Raw genomic sequence first — 18,247 nt, 5'->3', positions numbered from 1 at the left:
TAAAAAAGCCTTGAGAAATTCTCAAGGCTTTTTTTTATATTTAAGTTTTGAAAACTATGCTACTTTCAATAAAAAATAACTCTTTTTTCCACGTTGTAATAACACATATTTATCAGCTATTAAATCTTCTGAAGTAATTACAAAATCTTCTTTTACTTTTTCTTTATTTACAGAAACAGCATTTTCTTTTAGAGCTCTCTTAGCATCTCCATTTGATTTTAAGAAATTTGTTTTTCCTGATAAAGCATCAATCATTGATAACCCTTCTGAAATATCATCTTTAGAAACTTCTGCTTGTGGAACTCCATCAAAAACATCTAAAAAAGTCTGTTCGTCTAAACCTTTTAAATCATCAGCAGTAGATTTTCCGAATAAAATATTAGAAGCTGCAATTGCTTTTTCTAATGCTTCTTCCGAGTGTACAAAAGTTGTAACTGCATTTGCTAATGTTTTTTGAAGCGCTCTTTCATGTGGCGTTTCTTGATGTTTTTTAATTAAATCTTCAACAGTTTGTTGATCTAAAAAAGTAAAAATTTTAATATACTTTTCTGCATCTGCATCCGAAGTATTTAACCAAAATTGATAGAATTTATATACTGATGTTTTATCAGCATCTAACCAAATATTTCCACCTTCAGATTTCCCAAATTTTGAACCATCAGCTTTGGTAATTAATGGACAAGTCATTGCGTAGGCTTTTGCCTCTTCACCGACATTCATTCTACGAACTAATTCAGTACCTGTGGTAATGTTTCCCCATTGGTCTGAACCACCCATTTGTAATAAACAATTGTGGTTTTTATATAAATGATAAAAATCATATCCTTGAATTAATTGGTAAGTAAACTCTGTAAAACTCATCCCTCCAGCACCTTCTCCAGAAATTCTTTTTTTAACAGATTCTTTTCCCATCATGTAGTTTACGGTAATACGTTTACCTACATCTCTAGCAAATTCAATGAATGAAAAATCTTTCATCCAATCATAATTATTAACAAGTAAAGGAGCATTTTTAGCAGAACTATCAAAATTTAAGAAACGTCCTAAAGTTCGTTGAATTCCTGCTACATTTTTAGCTAAAGCCTCTTCGTTTAACAAATTACGCTCATCTGATTTCCCTGAAGGATCTCCAATCATTCCTGTTGCACCTCCAACTAAAGCTACAGGTTTATGCCCCGATTTTTCTAAATGTACAAGTAATATAATTGGCACTAAACTTCCAATATGTAACGAATCAGAGGTTGGATCAAAACCAATATATGCCGCTGTCATTTCTTTTTGCAATTGCTCTTCTGTTCCTGGCATCATGTCGTGAATCATTCCACGCCAACGTAATTCTTCTACTAAATTCTTCATTTGATTACTATTTCTTAAAATTTGCTAAAAATGTGACATTCAAACACAATCTGTTTCTAAATATTAAACATATTTATGTTTTTAACACAAATATAAAGCTCTTTGGCATATATTTTGAAAAACAATATATACTTTTATCAAAAAGAATTTAAAACAAAAAAAATGAAAAATTTATTGAAACCATTATTTATCGCATGTAGTGCATTTTTAATCGGAACAACTTTTACAGCTTGTAGTGAAGAACAGAATGGACTTGCTATAGACCCTGATGTTCCTAGTATTAATACGCCTAAAGAATTAGTTATTGATACTAATGATTATTACCCAACATTAGAATTAACAGCTGAACCTAGTACTACTTTAGATGTTGTTGTAAAATTTTCAGACGCTGAAAAGAACATTGAAAAGATTATACATAACTAAAAATGTATACGGAAGTGAACAAGGAGCTATTGCTTATGATTTATCAACTGTTGCCGCAGCAGTTAAAACTAAAGGTGATGGTTCAATCGACTTAGGTACTAAAGAAGGACAAGAATTTACCTACAAAATTCCTTTTGAAGCTCCAACAAGTACTGATGGTGTTGTTGTATATAAATTATGGACAACTCGTCTTGCCACTTTAGGAACAACTAGTAAAGGAGATTTTAGAGATGTTTCTAAAAGAAATGCTTATGGCGATTTAAACGCTTTTGGTACCATTACTATTAAAGCAGGAAATGCAACTGCAACTGCTACCACTATCAAACAATTTTCAGCAGTTATTTTAGCCGCTCCTTTAGCAAATGGTTCTTCTAAATCTTTTATATCAGTATATAACGGAGAAACTTATGCTATTAATGCAGGGTTAGAAACTGCTTCTTTTTGGGATTTTGGATACTATTATGGTAATACTCATAAAGCTTCTTTTGCTTCAGCTTCAGATTTTCCTAAAGCTATTGTTGATATTGCTGATAAAGCTAACATAAATATCACACAAGAGCCTTTAAATAATTTTTATATAGCTAAATCTACTAAAGATTTTGATACTGTAACTACTTCTGAATTAGAAACTATTGTTACTCCTACTTCTGAAAAAGTTACTAATTTAAGTACAGGAGCTGTTTTAGAATTTGAAGATAAAAACGGTGCTAAAGGTTTAATTAAAGTAACCAAAATAGAAGGAACTGATGGAAATTCAGGTAAAATATATTTTGATGTAAAAATTCAAAATGTTGAGTATATTAAATTATAATAAAACAGTTAAATAATAATAAAAAGAGGTCGAAATTTCGACCTCTTTTTTTGTTTAAAATAATTTATCTTTGAATCATGATTTTAGTTACAGGCGGAACAGGTTTAGTAGGAGCACATTTATTATATCATTTAACTCAAAAAAATGATGAAATCACAGCTATTTATAGAACTGATGAAAAACGAACACATCTAAAAAAAATATTTTCTTTTTATACTGATGATGTTGAACAGTTATTTTCTAAAATAATTTGGATACAAGCAGATATTACAGATATTCCTTCTTTAGAAAATGTTTTTAAAAATATTACAGAAGTTTATCATTGTGCTGCTTTGGTTTCTTTTAACCCGAAAGATTATGATAAAATGCGTCAAGTAAATATTGATGGAACAGCAAATATTGTTAATTTTTCTATTGAAAACAACATCAAAAAACTATGTTTTGTGAGTTCAATTGCTGCCGTTGGCGATGCTATCAATGGAAAAATAATCGATGAAGAAAATGAATGGTCAGATAATGACGTTCATAGCGGTTATTCCATTACAAAATATGGTGCTGAAATGGAAGTTTGGAGAGCTAGCCAAGAAGGTTTAGAGGTTGTTATTGTAAATCCTGGTGTTATTTTAGGAAGTGGTTTTTGGCAAGAAGGATCTGGTAAATTATTTACACAAATAAAAAATGGTTTTAAGTTTTATACTGAAGGAATCACTGGTTTTGTTGATGTACAAGATGTAGTAAAAGCAATGGTTTTATTGATGAATTCAAACGTTAAAAACGAACGTTTTATTTTAGTTTCAGAAAACAAATCGTTTAAAGATATTTTATTTGCTATTGCTGATGGTTTACAGAAAAAAAGACCATCAATAAAAGTTCAAAAAGTAATAACAGCAATTGCTTGGAGAATTAGCTGGTTGATATCAAAAGTAACAAAAAAAGAACCTTTATTAACAAAAAATTCGGCAAGGTCTTCTCATAATATTTCTTACTATTCATCTAAAAAGATAACAGAAGAATTAAATTTCAAATTTGAATTAATTAACAAAACAATTACTCGTATTTGTCAAGAAATTCAAATTTGATAATTATTTTAACTTAGATTTTTTTTCTTCTGAGAGTCTTTTATTTCTCTTAATCAACTCTAATGATAACTTTTTATTTGGAGCTTCTTTAAGTAACGAATCTTTTATTTTACTTTTTTCTAAATAATAATTCTTCAGAGAATCCAAATTATATTTTACATCTTTAAGTATTAAAGTATAATCTTCTGTTTTTGATGTATAATATATATTACTTTCACTAAAGCGAGTACTATCTATTTTATACTTATCATAAACCAAAAAAACATAGTTTTTCTTTTTTTCTAAAAACTTATTTTTAACATTACTAACAGATGATGCAATATACATATCTGTTAATAATGCTACCATAGAATCTTTTGGTATCAAATTTTTTGGTTTTTCATATATGGTATTACTTGTAGTACAAGACATAAAAAGTAAAGAAACCAGTATGTAAAAAAATTTTTCATTTATATTTTAAATTCTAAACGTTTTCCTTTTGTGTTTTCATCAAAAATACCGTTTGCAAACATTAAGTTTCCATTTACAAAAGTATGCGTAATTTTACTTGAAAATTCTGTTCCTTCAAAAGGAGACCAACCACATTTATACAAAATATTATCTTTTGAAACCGTCCAATTTTGATTATTATCTATTAACACTAAATCGGCATAATATCCTTCTTTAATAAAACCACGTTTTTCAACTTTAAATAGTTTTGCAGGATTATGACACATTTTTTCTACCGCTTTTTCAATTGGTATAACGCCTTCTTTTACTTTTTCTAAAATTGCCGTTACTGCATGTTGAACTAAAGGTCCTCCACTTGGTGCTTTTGTGTATAAGTTATCTTTTTCTTCTAAAGTATGAGGTGTACGGTCAGTTGCAATTACATCGATTCTATCATCTAATAAAGCTTTCCATAATCCGTCTTTATCTTTTTGAGATTTTACCGCTGGATTCCATTTAATATGTGTTCCTTTTTCATCATAATCTTTATCGGTAAACCATAAATGATGTACACAAACCTCTGCTGTAATTTTCTTTTCTTCTAAAGGAATATCATTTCTGAATAAATGCGTTTCTTTTTCTGTTGATAAATGGAAAACGTGTAACCTTGCTCCTGTTTTTTTAGCTAATTCAATTGCTTTTGATGAAGATAAATAACAAGCTTCTTCACTTCTGATAATTGGGTGATATTTTAATGGAATATCATCGCCATATTTGGCAACATATTCTTCCGTATTTTTTCTGATAGTTGCTTCGTCTTCACAATGTACCGAAATTAACATATCAGTAGAAGAGAATATTTTTTCTAAAACTTCTTCGTTATCAACCAACATATTTCCTGTTGATGAACCTAAGAAAAGTTTAATTCCCGCTACATTTCTTGGATTTGTTTTTAATAATTCTTCTAAATTATCATTTGTTCCACCAAACATAAACGAATAATTTGCATATGATGTTTTAGCTGCTATTTGAAATTTATCTTCTAATAAATCTTGAGTTGTAGCTTGTGGAACTGTGTTTGGCATTTCAATAAAAGAAGTAATTCCACCAGCAATAGCGGCTTTACTTTCAGTACCAATGTTTGCTTTATGTGTTAAACCTGGTTCACGAAAATGCACCTGATCATCAATCATACCTGGAATTAAATATTTACCCTCGGCATTGATAACTTCAATATCTGAAGTTGTATTTATTTCAGTTGAAATTTCTTTAATATAATTTCCTTCGATTAAAACATCGCCTTTAAAAACCTTGTTTTCGTTAACGATTGTTGCGTTTTTAATTAAGTATGATTTCATAATTGTGTTATTATTTTGGTAAACCTTTAATTCTCATTTTTAATACTCCGAATATTGCCTCTTTAATAATACCCGAATTTAATTTCGATGTTCCTAAAACTCTATCTGTAAAAATAACAGAAACTTCTTTAATGGTAAATTTATGCTTCCATGCTTTAAATTTCATTTCAATTTGAAAAGCATATCCTATAAATTTAATTTTATCAAATCGAATAGTTTCTAAAACTTTTCGTTTCCAACATACAAAACCAGCAGTGGTATCGTGCACAGGAATTCCTGTAACAAAACGGACATATTTAGATGCACAATACGACAATAAAACTCTGCGCATTGGCCAATTTACTACGTTTACACCAATTGAATAACGAGAACCGACAGAAACATCAGCTCCATCAATAGCGCAGGCATTATATAATTTAATTAAATCATTAGGATTGTGCGAAAAATCGGCATCCATTTCAATTATATAATCGTATTTTTTAGCAATTGCCCATTTAAAACCATGAATATAGGCAGTACCTAATCCATTTTTTCCTGTTCTTTTTTCAATATAAAGTTTATTAGGATATTCTTTTTGTAATTTCGCTACGATATTAGCTGTTCCGTCTGGTGAGTTATCATCGACAACTAAAATATCAAACTCTTTTTTTTGATTAAAAGTTGCTTGTATTATCGCCGCTATGTTTTCTTTTTCGTTATAAGTAGGTATTATAACTAAAGCGTCTGATTTCATGTAATTTTCATCTAAAACTAAGCAAATATACACTAATTTATCACTAATTTTGTGTTAAATTAAAGCATAAAACAAATACGATTGCAAGCAATTGAACGCATTATAACTGATAATAACTGGATTACCTTAGTAATTATATTTGCTATTGTTTTGTTAGCAATAATGAAACTTCTAAAACCAAATAAATTACGAGATTATAGTCTTGCCTTTTTTACAACTGGTTTTTTCAAAAGAAAAGTAGAAGATAATACTTCATTTTTTTCTCCTTTTTACATAATATTCTTTTTTTCTCAACAATTACAATTTCCTTATTACTTTTTTTAATACTGCTTCCTAGTGCCTATTTACCTAGTTTTTTTAACTATATAATATTATGTTGTTTCGTTTCAATATATTTTATACTCAAAAATTTATTAGATTTTATATTAGCTAATATTATTGAATCGAACTACAATACTAAGTATTTTTTAGCAACAAAATCAGGCTATTTAAACAGCCTTAGTTTATGGTTATTTCCTGGTATAATTATATATCAATATGCGTTTAAATCTCATATTTTTTTACTTATATTTTCTGTTATCTTATTTGTTTTCAGGGCTTTTTTAGTTTTAATTAATAACAAAAAAATAGTTATACGTAAGTTGTTTTATTTTATTTTGTACTTTTGCACTCTTGAAATAGCGCCCCTAATAATTGTTTATAAAATAACAACTACTACGTAAAAGAGAAAATATATGAAAGTGAAAACTATTTTAGTCTCTCAACCCGCTCCAAAAACGGAAACTTCTCCTTATTTTGATTTAGCAGAAAAACAAAAAGTGAAAATCGATTTTCGCTCTTTTATTCATGTTGAAGGGATTGATGGAAAAGAGGTTAGATCTCAAAAAATCGACTTAAAAAACTATACTGCAATTATTTTAACAAGTAGAAATGCTGTCGATCATTTTTTTAGAATTGCTGAAGAAATGCGTTTTACAGTTCCTGATTCTATGAAATATTTTTGTCAATCAGAAGCAGTAGCTTACTACTTACAAAAATATGTTGTGTACAGAAAACGTAAAATTTATGTTGGAAGTAGAACTTTTCCTGATTTAATTAAATTGATAAAAAAGCATAAAGATGAAACATTTTTATTGCCTTCTTCTGATAAATTAAAACCATTAATTCCTGAAGAATTAGATAAATTAGGAATTAACTGGAAACGTGCCAATTTATACAAAACTGTTGTAAGTAATTTATCTGATTTAGAAGATGTTTTTTACGATGTTTTAGTATTTTTTAGTCCTTCTGGAATTGATAGTTTATTTGAAAACTTTCCTAACTTTAAGCAAAATAAAACAAAAATTGCTGTTTTTGGAAACTCAACTATTAAAGCTGTTGAAGATAGAGGTTTACGTGTAGATGTTGCTGCACCAACTCCTGAAACTCCTTCAATGACTATGGCTTTAGATAAATACATTAAAGAAAATAATAAAAAGTAACAATACTTTTTAAACGATTACAAAACCATCAAAAATTTTTGATGGTTTTTTTTGTTCCAATAATTAATATAATCTTCGAAATTATTTTATTTAGAACAAAATATCACTTTATTTTCTTATTTTAAAGGACATTTTTTAGGCAAATAATTTATATGGATAGCTATCTAAATATTATCAAAAACTCTTATTCCGATTATTGGAATTATATAAAACAATCTGTTTTAATGGAATTAAACTGGGAAAATTATTTCTACGGATTAATTATTATTTCTTTAGTTGTTTGGATATTAGAAATGGTTTTTCCTTGGCGTAAACATCAATCAATATTTAGAAAAGATTTTTGGCTTGATGTTTTTTATATGTTCTTCAATTTTTTTCTATTGAATCTTATTATTCTAATTGCTTTATCAAATGCAACAGCACAATTTTTTAATGATATTTTAAGTATTGCTGATTTATCAATAGCTAATTTTCAACTTTTTGATATTAATAAATTCCCTTTTTGGCTAAGAATATTTACTTTTTTTATCATTATTGATTTTGTACAATGGTTTACTCATACTCTTTTACACAAGTATGAATTTCTATGGAATTTTCACAAAGTACATCACTCTGTAAAAGAAATGGGATTTGCAGCACATTTACGTTATCACTGGATGGAACCTGTACTTTATAATTCAATGAAATATATTCCACTCGCTATTATGGGCGGATTTACAGCAAAAGATATTGCAATAGTCCATTTTTTTAATATTACTATCGGACACTTAAATCACGCAAATATTAATTGGGATTATGGTTATTTAAAATATATTTTAAACAATCCGAAAATGCACATTTGGCATCATGCAAAAGAATTACCTAAAGAAAGAAGAACTGGTGTAAACTTCGGAATTACATTAAGTATTTGGGATTATATTTTTAAAACAAATTACATTCCACATTCTGGTAGAGATATTGAAATAGGTTTTAATGGTGATGAATATTTTCCGAAAGATTTTATCAATCAAGAAATATATCCGTTAAATAAAGAAAGTTGATAATATCAAATTAAAAATATTGACCAATACCAAAAACAAATCCTTTAGATGTATTTTTAGTTAATCCGTAACCATAATCGATTCTAAATACGGCATTAAATATTTTTTTATTGATACATCGCAATCCAAACCCAGAGTAAACTTGAATATTTTTTTCTTGAACAAAATCACTAAGATTACCTCCAGGATTTCGCCAACTACCAGTATCAACAAAAGCATTTCCTTGTATTGCCAACCATTTATTATTGTACAAAGTATGTCTGTATTCTGTGTTCCAAACGATACTTCCCGTACCTCTATCAACCAAAACACCTACGCCACGTAAATTCACATTATTATCTAAAGCAAAAGGCGCAAAAGGACTTTTTATATTTGATGACAATCCTACACGCAATCTGTTTGCCCAATTTCCTTTTTTTCCAACTCTTTTAAAATAGAAGAAATCGTTCCAAAAAATTAAAAAATCATCTTGATACAAATTTTCAGAAATTACATATTGTGCGTATAATTCATTTTTAAAACCGTTTATATATTCATAATGATAATTTAAATTATCATAAGTATAAACAGTTTTAAATAACCACTTGTTAACATCTAAAGTTAAAGGAATATCAGGCGATGTACTTCCTTTTAAATAATCGTATTTTTCTTTGAAATAATTGAAACCGAATTGAAGGTTATTTTTAAAATTTATTTGATAAATAGCCAGTGCTTCGTAGGAAGTATTTTGATATTTATAATTAGCCGTTTTATCAGCAAAATACAAAGGTTCTTCACTAATCCATTTTTGATGATGCAATCCTAAACCCCATTTATTAGAAAATAATGTTGGCGCACTAAAATTAATACCATAAGAATCGAATCCATTATTTTGATAAAAACCTCCAAGAGTAATATTTTCGCCTAAAAAATTATAATCATACAGCCCAATTTTATAAGCTGTTTTCTTATTTGTAGTTGTCCAAATATTAAATTCAGGAATAATTGTAAAGTTTTCTTCAATATGGATTAAAACATTCTGTTTATCATCAGAAATAAAAACTACCTGAAAATAAGCGTTTGATATTGCAGGTAAACGCTTTAAACGCACAATATCTTCGGATAATTTCACAGAATCTAAAAGCGTATTTTTTTTAGATGATATTATCTTTTTTATAAACGAAATTTTAGTCTTTTTTAATCCAATAATTTTTACATCAGAAATAATATTTTCTTGTGAAAAAGAACTAAAACAAATACAAATAATTAAAATGATTGTTATTTTATTTCGCATATATTTTATTATTTATAAAAATTTTATTGTTAAAGTATAACTTATTTTAGATGACAACAAATATTTAATAAACCAAAAAAGGTATCAACACAACATAGTTGGTCAATACCTATAAAAAAGGGGAAACATATTGATGATTATTTTTTAACTTTTACAGAATAAAAAACAAATTATCAAATACTGTTTTTTAAAACAATGCTCGTACTCCTATATTAAAACTTTGCCCTAATCCGTTGTTATTTCCTCTTACAAAATTACTGTATATCGCTTCTAAATTTAAAACTTTTGTTATCTGATATTTACCTCCAAAACCTAAAGCAGTATAATCTTGTGTAAAATCGCCAAAGCGTTGCGAGTGTTGTGCAAAACCTAAAACAGTCGATTTATTTGTTGGAAAATAACTCATAAAAATACTTGGTGCTAATAAATAAGTATTGTTTGCGTAACTTTTTTCTTCTCCAAAACTGTATTCGGTATTTAGTTCTGTAAATAACTGCCATTTATCTCCTTCGAAAGTATAATCATAAAAAAACCTGTTTTGAAATATCCATGAAGTTTGATCTAAATACACACCATTACTATCAGATTCATTCTTTACTAAAGGAATATGAATTGCTGACTGTGCCGAAAAATTAGCAATATTTTTAAAAGGTTGAAATTTTATTGCAGGCGCTATTGATGTAATTCCTTTTCTATCAGAATTTGTATCTTCTAAACTAAAAACAGAAAATGCTTGCCTACCTCCGATAGTATTAGAACGAAATTCTGCTAAAAGACCAACATTAAAACGATTATTATCAGAAATTCCTGTAAAAATTTCTACTGATGAAGTAAAAAAATTAGCTCGGTCTTTTGATAATGAATTTCCATTTTCATTAGTAAACTTTGTTTCTGTGTATAAATTATTTCCCCATTTAATATCCCACTGTCCTTTATTCAATAATTTAGAAGGTGTGTAAGTTTGAATATTACTTTTTTCTTCTTCTTGTTTTTCTTGAGAAAACACTTCAGAAAAACCAAATAAAACGATTAATACAGCAATGTATCTTGATTTAATTTCCATTTTAAGCTTTTTTATATTTATATAATAAGACGACATATTTTTAATCAACTTACATTACATCCTTATTTAAATTGATTCTAAATTTATTTATCCTGTTAAGTTATTAACTTTAACAACGACCTAACTGCAAATCAACTTTTATGGAACATGTTGTTATTATTGGTAATGGAATTTCTGGTGTTACTGCTGCCAGACATATTCGAAAATTATCAGACAAAAGAATTACTATTATTTCATCTGAAACTAAATATTTTTTCTCAAGAACTGCTTTAATGTATGTTTATATGGGACACATGAAATTTGAGCACACACAACCTTACGAACCTTGGTTTTGGAAAAAAAACCGAATCGTGCTTAAAAAAGGACTCATTTCTAAGATAAATACATCTAATAAAGAAGTCATTTTTGATAACAATGAAACCCTAGCATATGATAAATTAATTATTGCTACAGGAAGTAAACCCAATAAATTCGGTTGGAAAGGACAAGATTTAGAAGGCGTTATGGGAATGTATCATAAACAAGATTTAGAAAAATTAGAAAAATTTGCTCCTGATAATAAAACCTGTAAAAGAGCTGTAATTGTTGGTGGCGGTTTGATTGGAATAGAATTAGCAGAAATGTTACACAGCAGAAATATTCCTGTAACATTTTTAGTTCGTGATAAAAGTTTTTGGAATGGTGTTTTGCCTGCTCAAGAATCGGAAATGCTTAACAAAGAAATTTTAGCAAATCATATTGATTTACGTTTAGGTGTCAATTTAAAAGAAATTAAAGCTGATGAAAACGGACACGTAAAATCGATTATTATTGAAGAAACAGGTGAAGAAATTCAATGTAATGTTGTTGGATTAACAGCAGGTGTTTCTCCTAATATTGATTTTATTAAAGAATCTGAAATTGAAATAGAAAGAGGCGTAAAAGTAAATCGATTTTTAGAAACAAATATTAAAAACATATATGCAATTGGCGATTGTGCCCAACAACACAACGCCATAAATCAGCGCCCACCTATTGAAGCCGTTTGGTACACAGGAAGAATGATGGGCGAAACTGTTGCGCAAACTATTTGTGATAATAAAACAGCATATAAACCTGGACATTGGTTTAACTCTGCCAAATTTATGGATATTGAATATCAAACTTATGGTTGGGTTTGGGCAGAAACAAAAGAAAATGAAGCTCGTTTTTATTGGGAACATCAAAGTGGTAAAAAATGTATTCATATTAATTATGATAAAAAAACGCATCAATTTATCGGAATAAATACCTTCGGAATTAGAATGCGTCATCATTTTTTTGATAAAGTTTTAACCGAAAAACGTTCTGTAGAATATGTGTTAGAACATTTAGCCGATGCTAATTTTGATCCCGAATTTTATAAACTTCATGAGCCAGAAATAATAGCACAATTCAACAAAGAAAATAATAGTACTATTCAACTAAAAAAGAAAAGTTGGATACGAATTTTTAGTAAATCATAATATATGAAAATCATAAAACAAACAGGTCTAATAATTTTCTTAATCGGATTAAGTATCTTTATAGGAACTATTTTCACAGGTTCTTTCCGTTTAGAACAAGCCGAATTAGATTCTTTTATCAAAGAAAAACAGTATAAAAGTACGGTTATAAATGATGAATTAAGCAAGGCTGTTGTAACTTCAGAAGATTTAAATATTTTTCAATTTTCGAGTCGTGTTATAAAAGCGTATGAAAATTCTAACACACATTATAACGGACTTATTGCAAAATATGATGCTGAAAAAAATTGGGCTAAAAAAGGAGAACAATATCAATATAAAATATTTGGAAAACCGCATAGTTTAAGTTTTACGCTTGCTAAAAAAGCAGGAAACAGACTTGCTTCCGACAATACAGGTTTGATGTGGTTTTTAACATTCGGTTTAGGAATTATTGGTGCGTTACTTTTTATCGTTCCTGATGTCGTTTTATTAGGAAATGCAGGTATCAAAAATGATGGAATATTTTTAAACGCAGCTACAAATCGTGGTTGGATTGGTTGGTTTGCTTTTATCTTCTTGGTTACTTTTTATATACTGTTATATTTTTATCCTGATTTCATAGTAAACTGGGTATATTTAGTTGATCCGATTAGTGAATCAATTAGTGGAAATCCTGCAAGTCAATGGTTTTTATACGGATTTTTATATTGTACAGTAATGTCGGTTATGGCAGTAAGAATGTATATTAAATATCGTCATAATAAATATCAAATTTTAAGAACAACCTCTGTTTTATTCTTTCAAATTGTATTTGCTTTTTTAATTCCAGAAATTTTAGTTCGCTTCGAAAAACCTTGGTACGACTTTAAAAATGCCTTTCCTTTAGATTATGATTTTTTTTTCAAATGGAATTTAGATGAATTATTAGCCAGCGGTGGTTTTGGTTTATTTATTTTGGTTTGGGGAGTTATTTTAACCATTATTATAGTTCCTGTAATGGTTTATTTCTTCGGAAAAAGATGGTATTGTTCATGGGTTTGTGGATGTGGTGGATTGGCAGAAACACTAGGAGATCCTTACAGACAATTATCAAGCAAAACATTACTTTCTTGGAGAGTCGAACGTATTGTAATTCATACAGTACTTATTTTTGTTTTGGTGATGACAGGCTTTGCTTTATATACTTTCTTTTCGGGTGCAAATGAAGTTATTGGTATTAAAACACAAACAATTCAAGATATTTATGGATTTTTAATCGGTGCTATTTTTGCAGGTGTAATTGGTACAGGGTTCTATCCTATTTTTGGAAATCGTGTTTGGTGTAGATTCGGATGTCCTTTAGCTGCTTATTTAGGTTTTATCCAACGTTTTAAATCTCGATTTAGAATTACAACAAACGGAGGGCAATGTATTTCTTGTGGAAATTGTTCTACTTACTGTGAACAAGGAATTGATGTAAGAGCCTATGCTCAAAAAGGCGAAAATATTGTACGTTCTAGCTGTGTTGGATGTGGAGTTTGCTCGGCAGTTTGCCCAAGAGGCGTTTTAAAATTGGAAAATGGTCCTGAAAAAGGAAGAATTAATCCTACTGAAATATTATTAGGAAACGATGTTAATTTAATGGATTTAATCAATGAAAAATAAACTATTCATCTTCTTGTTTTTTATTTCGATGATAATGTTTTCGCAAAAAACATATCAAAAAAAATATTTTGATAATGGTAATTTGAAACAAGAAGGCTGGATTAAAAAATCTTTTAAATCTGATTATTGGAAATTTTATTATAGAAATGGTCAATTAAAAAAAGAAGGTAACTTTAAGCGAAACCGCTCCGTAAAATATTGGTATTTTTATCGCCAAAATGGAACGACTTTAAAAGAAGGTCATTTTATTGATGGTAAAAAAAGTAAATGGTGGTTATTTTATGATAGTAAAGGAGTTGTAAATCATAAATGCCAATTAAAAGATAACCAAAAAAATGGATATTGTTTACGATATTATAATCAAGAATTAATTCGTGCTGAAAAATATCATCAAGGAAAAAAAATAAAAGAATGGACAGATTTAAAATCTTTTAAAAAAGAAAATAATTTGTTCGACTTAAGATAAATGAAACAATCAATTAAAGTGATTATTCCTGCTTATAACGAGCAAGATTCTATCGCAAAAGTTATTAACGATATTCCATCAATTGTTGATGAAATAATCGTGATTAGTAATAATTCTACGGATGCCACAGTTGAAAATGCTACAAATTCAGGTGCTACTGTTCTACAAGAAAACAGAAAAGGCTATGGATACGCTTGTTTAAAAGGTATGGATTATATTGCATCATCAGAAAAAAAACCAACAATTATTGTTTTTTTAGATGGCGATTATTCTGATTATCCTGAACAATTAACCGAACTTATTGCTCCTATTATAGATAAAAACATCGATTTTGTAATTGGTGCTCGTGTAAAAGAATTACGAGAAGATGGTGCTATGACACCGCAACAAATATTCGGAAATTGGTTAGCTACCTTTTTAATGAAATTATTTTTTAGAGCAAAATTCACCGATTTAGGACCTTTTAGAGCTATTAAATATGATAAATTACTATCCTTAAATATGGAAGATAAAACCTACGGATGGACAGTAGAAATGCAATTAAAAGCACTAAAACAAAAATTTAGTTACGTAGAAATTCCTATGAAATATAGAAACAGAATTGGAGTTTCAAAAGTTTCAGGAACGGTAAAAGGTAGTATATTTGCGGGCGTTAAAATATTAAGTTGGATATTCAAATATAGTTTCAAATAATGATTGTAGAATACATTATAATAGTAGTTTATGCTATTTCGTTAATTCTTATTTTTATGTATGCTTTGGCACAATTAAACTTATTGTTTAATTATTTAAAGGCTCAAAAACAAAAAGATAATTCACCTAAATTCGATTTTTCAAAACCTGAAGAAATTCCTTTTGTAACCATACAATTGCCCGTTTTTAACGAATTATATGTGATGGAGCGTTTGTTAACTAACATCGCCAAAATAAAATACCCAAATAAAAAGTTAGAAATTCAAGTTTTAGATGACTCTACGGATGAATCTGTAATATCTACAGAAAAACAAATAAAAGAGCTTCAAAAAACAGGATTAGATATTGTACATATTTGTCGAAAAAACAGACAAGGATTTAAAGCAGGAGCATTAAAAGAAGGTTTAGAAGTTGCCAAAGGAGAGTTTATTGTTATTTTTGATGCTGATTTTTTACCTCAAGAAGATTGGCTAGAAAAAACAGTTCCTTATTTTAAAGATTCAGAAATTGGTGTTGTTCAAACTCGTTGGGGACACATCAATAGAAATTATTCTACCTTAACTAAAATTCAAGCTTTTGCCTTAGATGCTCATTTTACTTTAGAACAAGTAGGACGAAATAGTAAAGGTCATTTTATCAATTTTAATGGTACTGCTGGTATATGGCGTAAACAATGTATTTATGATGCTGGTAACTGGGAAGGCGATACTTTAACTGAAGATTTAGATTTAAGTTATAGAGCGCAACTTAAAAACTGGAAGTTTAAATACTTAGAAAATGTTGAAACTCCTGCTGAATTACCCGTAATTATTAGTGCTGCACGCTCGCAACAATTTCGATGGAATAAAGGTGGTGCTGAAAACTTTCAGAAAATGGCAAAAAGAGTTATTGGTAATAATAACTTGCCTTTTAAATCTAAAGTTCACGGATTATTACATTTATTAAATAGTTCAATGTTTTTAAATGTATTTTTAGTTGGTGTACTAAGTATTCCTATGCTATATATAAAAAACGAATATGAACATTTAAAACCATATTTTTATATGATGAGCTTTTTTGTAATTAGCTCTGTTATATTTTTTGTTTGCTATTGGCATATGTACAAAAGAACTTACGGTAGTGGAATTAAGAGTTTCTTTAGTTATATTGGTACATTTTTTACCTTTTTTTCTATTGCGATGGGATTTTCATTACATAACTCTATTGCTGTTTTAGAGGGTCATTATGGTAAAAAAAGTGAATTTGTTCGTACACCTAAATTTAATATTAAGTCGGTAAAAGATGGTTGGAAAAACAATAAATATATCAGAAAAAAAGTTTCTTTACATGTAATTTTTGAAGGTCTTTTGGCTCTTTATTTTGCATTTGGTATGTATAGTGCTTTTATTGTAGGTGACCAAGGCGGTGATTTTGGATTGTTTCCTTTTCACTTAATGCTATGTGTAGGTTTTGGTTATGTATTTTTCAAATCATTATTTTCTAAAGCCTAATGTACTTCTGGAAAAAAAACAATGCAATACTGCTAACTTTTATTAGCAGTATTCTTTATTTTTTAGTCGCTTTTTTTTTAGATAGAACAAATTTTTTACAACTATTTTTCTTATGGTGTGCACTATTTAGTAGCACTTATTTTTTATGGAAAAAAAATCAGCATAATTTTCCTCTTCTAGTTGGTGTTTCTATTTTATTTAGATTGATTTTTCTGTTTGCAATCCCTAATTTATCACAAGATTTTTATCGATTTATTTGGGATGGAAGAATGATTTTAGAAGGATTTAATCCGTATTTATCATTGCCTAAAATCTTTATAGAACAACAAAAGTATCCTATAAATGAAGCTATTTCTTTATATAAGGGAATGGGAGAAATGAATGGAAGTCATTATACTAATTATCCACCTATAAATCAATTATGCTTTTTAATAGCTGCTATTTTGGCTAACAAAAGCATTTTAGGCAGTGTAATTGTGATGCGAATTATTATAATTTCGGCAGATATTGGAATTTTATATTTTGGAAAAAAACTCTTAGAAAAACTAAATTTACCTATTCATAATATCTTTTTATATACTTTAAACCCGTTTATCATTATTGAAATGACAGGTAATTTACATTTTGAACCTGTAATGTTATTTTTCTTAATTTTGAGTTTATATCAATTACAACAAAAAAAATGGATATCAGCAGGGTTATTACTTGCCTATTCTGTTACTGTAAAATTAATTCCGTTGTTATTTTTACCATTATTTTTTCAATGGTTTATCAAAAAAGAAAAGACAGAAATTTCATCAATAATAAAAATAACAAAACTTATTTGTTTCTATGGAATTATTCTAGTGAGCATTATTGTATTATTTCTTCCTTTTTACTCGCCTTTATTTATTTCAAATTACTCTAATTCTGTTGGATTATGGTTTCGGAATTTCGAATTTAATGGTAGTTTTTACTATATCGCTAGAGAAATAGGTTATTTATTTAGAGGTTATAACGAAATAGCAATCATAGGAAAAATAGGTCCTTTATTAACTATTTTATTTTTAATAGGGATTACATTTTTTAGAAGAAATAAATCAATGATAGAATTAATTACAGCAATGTTATTTGGTTTATCTTTTTATTATTTTACAACAACAACAATGCATCCATGGTACATCGCAACACTTTTAATATTATCTGTATTTACTAAATATCGATTTCCTTTAATTTGGAGTATTGTCATAATTTTAAGTTATCAAGCATATTCAAATGAACCATGGAAAGAAAACTTATGGTTTGTTAGTTTAGAATATCTATTTGTTTATGGTTATTTAATTTGGGAATTATTCATAAAAAAACCCACTCAAAAAATTGAGTGGGAAAAATTGCTATGAAAAAGAAAAAGTAGTGGTTTTAAAACCACTACTCAAATATAAGTAAGTTATATCTAATACACA

Annotated in this window: 18 protein-coding genes; 12 read left to right on the top strand and 6 right to left on the bottom strand. The window is 28.2% G+C overall.

Features of this window, described 5'->3' with window-relative positions; all coding sequences use genetic code 11:
* Positions 1 to 54 precede the first annotated feature (54 nt).
* Positions 55 to 1,356: a tyrosine--tRNA ligase gene (tyrS, locus tag PG913_RS00920; protein ID WP_271231217.1), complete on the bottom strand. Its 1,302-nt coding sequence runs from the start codon at positions 1,354 to 1,356 to the stop codon at positions 55 to 57.
* A 162-nt stretch (positions 1,357 to 1,518) separates the two neighbouring features.
* Between tyrS and PG913_RS00915 the strand changes: the two genes are divergently transcribed.
* The 3 genes from PG913_RS00915 (at position 1,519) to PG913_RS00905 (ending at position 3,669) form a co-directional block, all read left to right on the top strand.
* Positions 1,519 to 1,779 (top strand): hypothetical protein, encoded by a 261-nt coding sequence (locus PG913_RS00915; RefSeq protein ID WP_271231216.1) that lies wholly within the window; start codon positions 1,519 to 1,521, stop codon positions 1,777 to 1,779.
* The gene (locus tag PG913_RS00910; protein WP_271231215.1) at positions 1,757 to 2,590 is read left to right on the top strand and encodes a hypothetical protein; all 834 of its coding nucleotides are present in this window, start codon (positions 1,757 to 1,759) and stop codon (positions 2,588 to 2,590) included. The genes PG913_RS00915 and PG913_RS00910 overlap by 23 nt, the downstream gene beginning before the upstream one ends.
* A gap of 77 nt (positions 2,591 to 2,667) precedes the next feature.
* The gene (locus PG913_RS00905) at positions 2,668 to 3,669 is read left to right on the top strand and encodes an NAD-dependent epimerase/dehydratase family protein (protein ID WP_271231214.1); all 1,002 of its coding nucleotides are present in this window, start codon (positions 2,668 to 2,670) and stop codon (positions 3,667 to 3,669) included.
* A 3-nt stretch (positions 3,670 to 3,672) separates the two neighbouring features.
* Here PG913_RS00905 and PG913_RS00900 read toward each other — a convergent pair whose 3' ends face one another.
* The 3 genes from PG913_RS00900 to PG913_RS00890 form a co-directional block, all read right to left on the bottom strand.
* The gene (locus tag PG913_RS00900) at positions 3,673 to 4,035 is read right to left on the bottom strand and encodes a DUF4296 domain-containing protein (RefSeq protein ID WP_271231213.1); all 363 of its coding nucleotides are present in this window, start codon (positions 4,033 to 4,035) and stop codon (positions 3,673 to 3,675) included.
* Between the two features lie 83 nt (positions 4,036 to 4,118).
* Entirely contained in the window at positions 4,119 to 5,456 is a 1,338-nt protein-coding gene (locus PG913_RS00895; RefSeq protein ID WP_271231212.1) for a dihydroorotase, read from the bottom strand.
* Positions 5,457 to 5,466: 10 nt separating this feature from the next.
* On the bottom strand, positions 5,467 to 6,189 hold the full coding sequence (locus PG913_RS00890) for a polyprenol monophosphomannose synthase (RefSeq protein ID WP_271231211.1): 723 nt from the start codon (positions 6,187 to 6,189) through the stop codon (positions 5,467 to 5,469).
* A gap of 254 nt (positions 6,190 to 6,443) precedes the next feature.
* Here PG913_RS00890 and PG913_RS12975 point away from each other — a divergent pair, with 254 nt between their 5' ends.
* The 3 genes from PG913_RS12975 (at position 6,444) to PG913_RS00880 (ending at position 8,710) form a co-directional block, all read left to right on the top strand.
* Positions 6,444 to 6,911 carry a DUF4271 domain-containing protein gene (locus PG913_RS12975; RefSeq protein ID WP_408648500.1) on the top strand — a complete coding sequence of 156 codons (468 nt, stop codon included), beginning with the start codon at positions 6,444 to 6,446 and terminating at the stop codon, positions 6,909 to 6,911.
* Positions 6,912 to 6,923: 12 nt separating this feature from the next.
* The gene (locus PG913_RS00885; protein ID WP_271231210.1) at positions 6,924 to 7,670 is read left to right on the top strand and encodes a uroporphyrinogen-III synthase; all 747 of its coding nucleotides are present in this window, start codon (positions 6,924 to 6,926) and stop codon (positions 7,668 to 7,670) included.
* A gap of 152 nt (positions 7,671 to 7,822) precedes the next feature.
* On the top strand, positions 7,823 to 8,710 hold the full coding sequence (locus PG913_RS00880; protein ID WP_271231209.1) for a sterol desaturase family protein: 888 nt from the start codon (positions 7,823 to 7,825) through the stop codon (positions 8,708 to 8,710).
* A gap of 10 nt (positions 8,711 to 8,720) precedes the next feature.
* Here the strand turns inward: PG913_RS00880 and PG913_RS00875 are convergent, their stop codons facing one another.
* Positions 8,721 to 9,983: a BamA/TamA family outer membrane protein gene (locus PG913_RS00875; RefSeq protein ID WP_271231208.1), complete on the bottom strand. Its 1,263-nt coding sequence runs from the start codon at positions 9,981 to 9,983 to the stop codon at positions 8,721 to 8,723.
* Between the two features lie 187 nt (positions 9,984 to 10,170).
* Entirely contained in the window at positions 10,171 to 11,046 is an 876-nt protein-coding gene (locus PG913_RS00870; RefSeq protein WP_271231207.1) for a transporter family protein, read from the bottom strand.
* Between the two features lie 140 nt (positions 11,047 to 11,186).
* Here PG913_RS00870 and PG913_RS00865 point away from each other — a divergent pair, with 140 nt between their 5' ends.
* Genes PG913_RS00865 through PG913_RS00840 form a run of 6 tightly spaced genes read left to right on the top strand, consistent with a single transcriptional unit; the run spans position 11,187 to position 18,184 of the window.
* Positions 11,187 to 12,530, top strand: coding sequence for an NAD(P)/FAD-dependent oxidoreductase (locus PG913_RS00865; RefSeq protein ID WP_271231206.1), 1,344 nt, complete (start codon positions 11,187 to 11,189; stop codon positions 12,528 to 12,530).
* A gap of 3 nt (positions 12,531 to 12,533) precedes the next feature.
* The gene (locus tag PG913_RS00860) at positions 12,534 to 14,156 is read left to right on the top strand and encodes a 4Fe-4S binding protein (protein WP_271231205.1); all 1,623 of its coding nucleotides are present in this window, start codon (positions 12,534 to 12,536) and stop codon (positions 14,154 to 14,156) included.
* On the top strand, positions 14,146 to 14,622 hold the full coding sequence (locus PG913_RS00855; RefSeq protein WP_271231204.1) for a toxin-antitoxin system YwqK family antitoxin: 477 nt from the start codon (positions 14,146 to 14,148) through the stop codon (positions 14,620 to 14,622). Before PG913_RS00860 ends, PG913_RS00855 begins: the two co-directional genes overlap by 11 nt.
* Entirely contained in the window at positions 14,623 to 15,315 is a 693-nt protein-coding gene (locus PG913_RS00850; protein WP_271231203.1) for a glycosyltransferase family 2 protein, read from the top strand.
* Positions 15,315 to 16,805 (top strand): cellulose synthase family protein, encoded by a 1,491-nt coding sequence (locus tag PG913_RS00845; RefSeq protein WP_271231202.1) that lies wholly within the window; start codon positions 15,315 to 15,317, stop codon positions 16,803 to 16,805. Before PG913_RS00850 ends, PG913_RS00845 begins: the two co-directional genes overlap by 1 nt.
* Entirely contained in the window at positions 16,805 to 18,184 is a 1,380-nt protein-coding gene (locus tag PG913_RS00840) for a mannosyltransferase (protein ID WP_271231201.1), read from the top strand. The genes PG913_RS00845 and PG913_RS00840 overlap by 1 nt, the downstream gene beginning before the upstream one ends.
* Positions 18,185 to 18,247 lie beyond the last annotated feature (63 nt).

The sequence above is a fragment of the Tenacibaculum pacificus genome, assembly GCF_027941775.1.
GTDB classification, from domain to species: Bacteria; Bacteroidota; Bacteroidia; order Flavobacteriales; family Flavobacteriaceae; genus Polaribacter; species Polaribacter pacificus_A.
Note: the sequence above shows the minus strand (reverse complement) of the source record. Positions and strands in the feature narration are given on the sequence as shown.

Excerpts from the sequence above, each read along its gene's own strand:
- PG913_RS00875 (WP_271231208.1), bottom strand. The coding sequence starts at position 9,983 with ATGCGAAATAAAATAACAATCATTTTAATTATTTGTATTTGTTTTAGT.
- PG913_RS00895 (WP_271231212.1), bottom strand. The coding sequence starts at position 5,456 with ATGAAATCATACTTAATTAAAAACGCAACAATCGTTAACGAAAACAAG.
- PG913_RS00840 (WP_271231201.1), top strand. The coding sequence starts at position 16,805 with ATGTACTTCTGGAAAAAAAACAATGCAATACTGCTAACTTTTATTAGC.
- PG913_RS00850 (WP_271231203.1), top strand. The coding sequence starts at position 14,623 with ATGAAACAATCAATTAAAGTGATTATTCCTGCTTATAACGAGCAAGAT.
- tyrS (WP_271231217.1), bottom strand. The coding sequence starts at position 1,356 with ATGAAGAATTTAGTAGAAGAATTACGTTGGCGTGGAATGATTCACGAC.
- PG913_RS00885 (WP_271231210.1), top strand. The coding sequence starts at position 6,924 with ATGAAAGTGAAAACTATTTTAGTCTCTCAACCCGCTCCAAAAACGGAA.
- PG913_RS00865 (WP_271231206.1), top strand. The coding sequence starts at position 11,187 with ATGGAACATGTTGTTATTATTGGTAATGGAATTTCTGGTGTTACTGCT.
- PG913_RS00870 (WP_271231207.1), bottom strand. The coding sequence starts at position 11,046 with ATGGAAATTAAATCAAGATACATTGCTGTATTAATCGTTTTATTTGGT.
- PG913_RS00915 (WP_271231216.1), top strand. The coding sequence starts at position 1,519 with ATGAAAAATTTATTGAAACCATTATTTATCGCATGTAGTGCATTTTTA.
- PG913_RS00855 (WP_271231204.1), top strand. The coding sequence starts at position 14,146 with ATGAAAAATAAACTATTCATCTTCTTGTTTTTTATTTCGATGATAATG.
- PG913_RS00905 (WP_271231214.1), top strand. The coding sequence starts at position 2,668 with ATGATTTTAGTTACAGGCGGAACAGGTTTAGTAGGAGCACATTTATTA.
- PG913_RS00880 (WP_271231209.1), top strand. The coding sequence starts at position 7,823 with ATGGATAGCTATCTAAATATTATCAAAAACTCTTATTCCGATTATTGG.
- PG913_RS00845 (WP_271231202.1), top strand. The coding sequence starts at position 15,315 with ATGATTGTAGAATACATTATAATAGTAGTTTATGCTATTTCGTTAATT.
- PG913_RS00860 (WP_271231205.1), top strand. The coding sequence starts at position 12,534 with ATGAAAATCATAAAACAAACAGGTCTAATAATTTTCTTAATCGGATTA.
- PG913_RS00890 (WP_271231211.1), bottom strand. The coding sequence starts at position 6,189 with ATGAAATCAGACGCTTTAGTTATAATACCTACTTATAACGAAAAAGAA.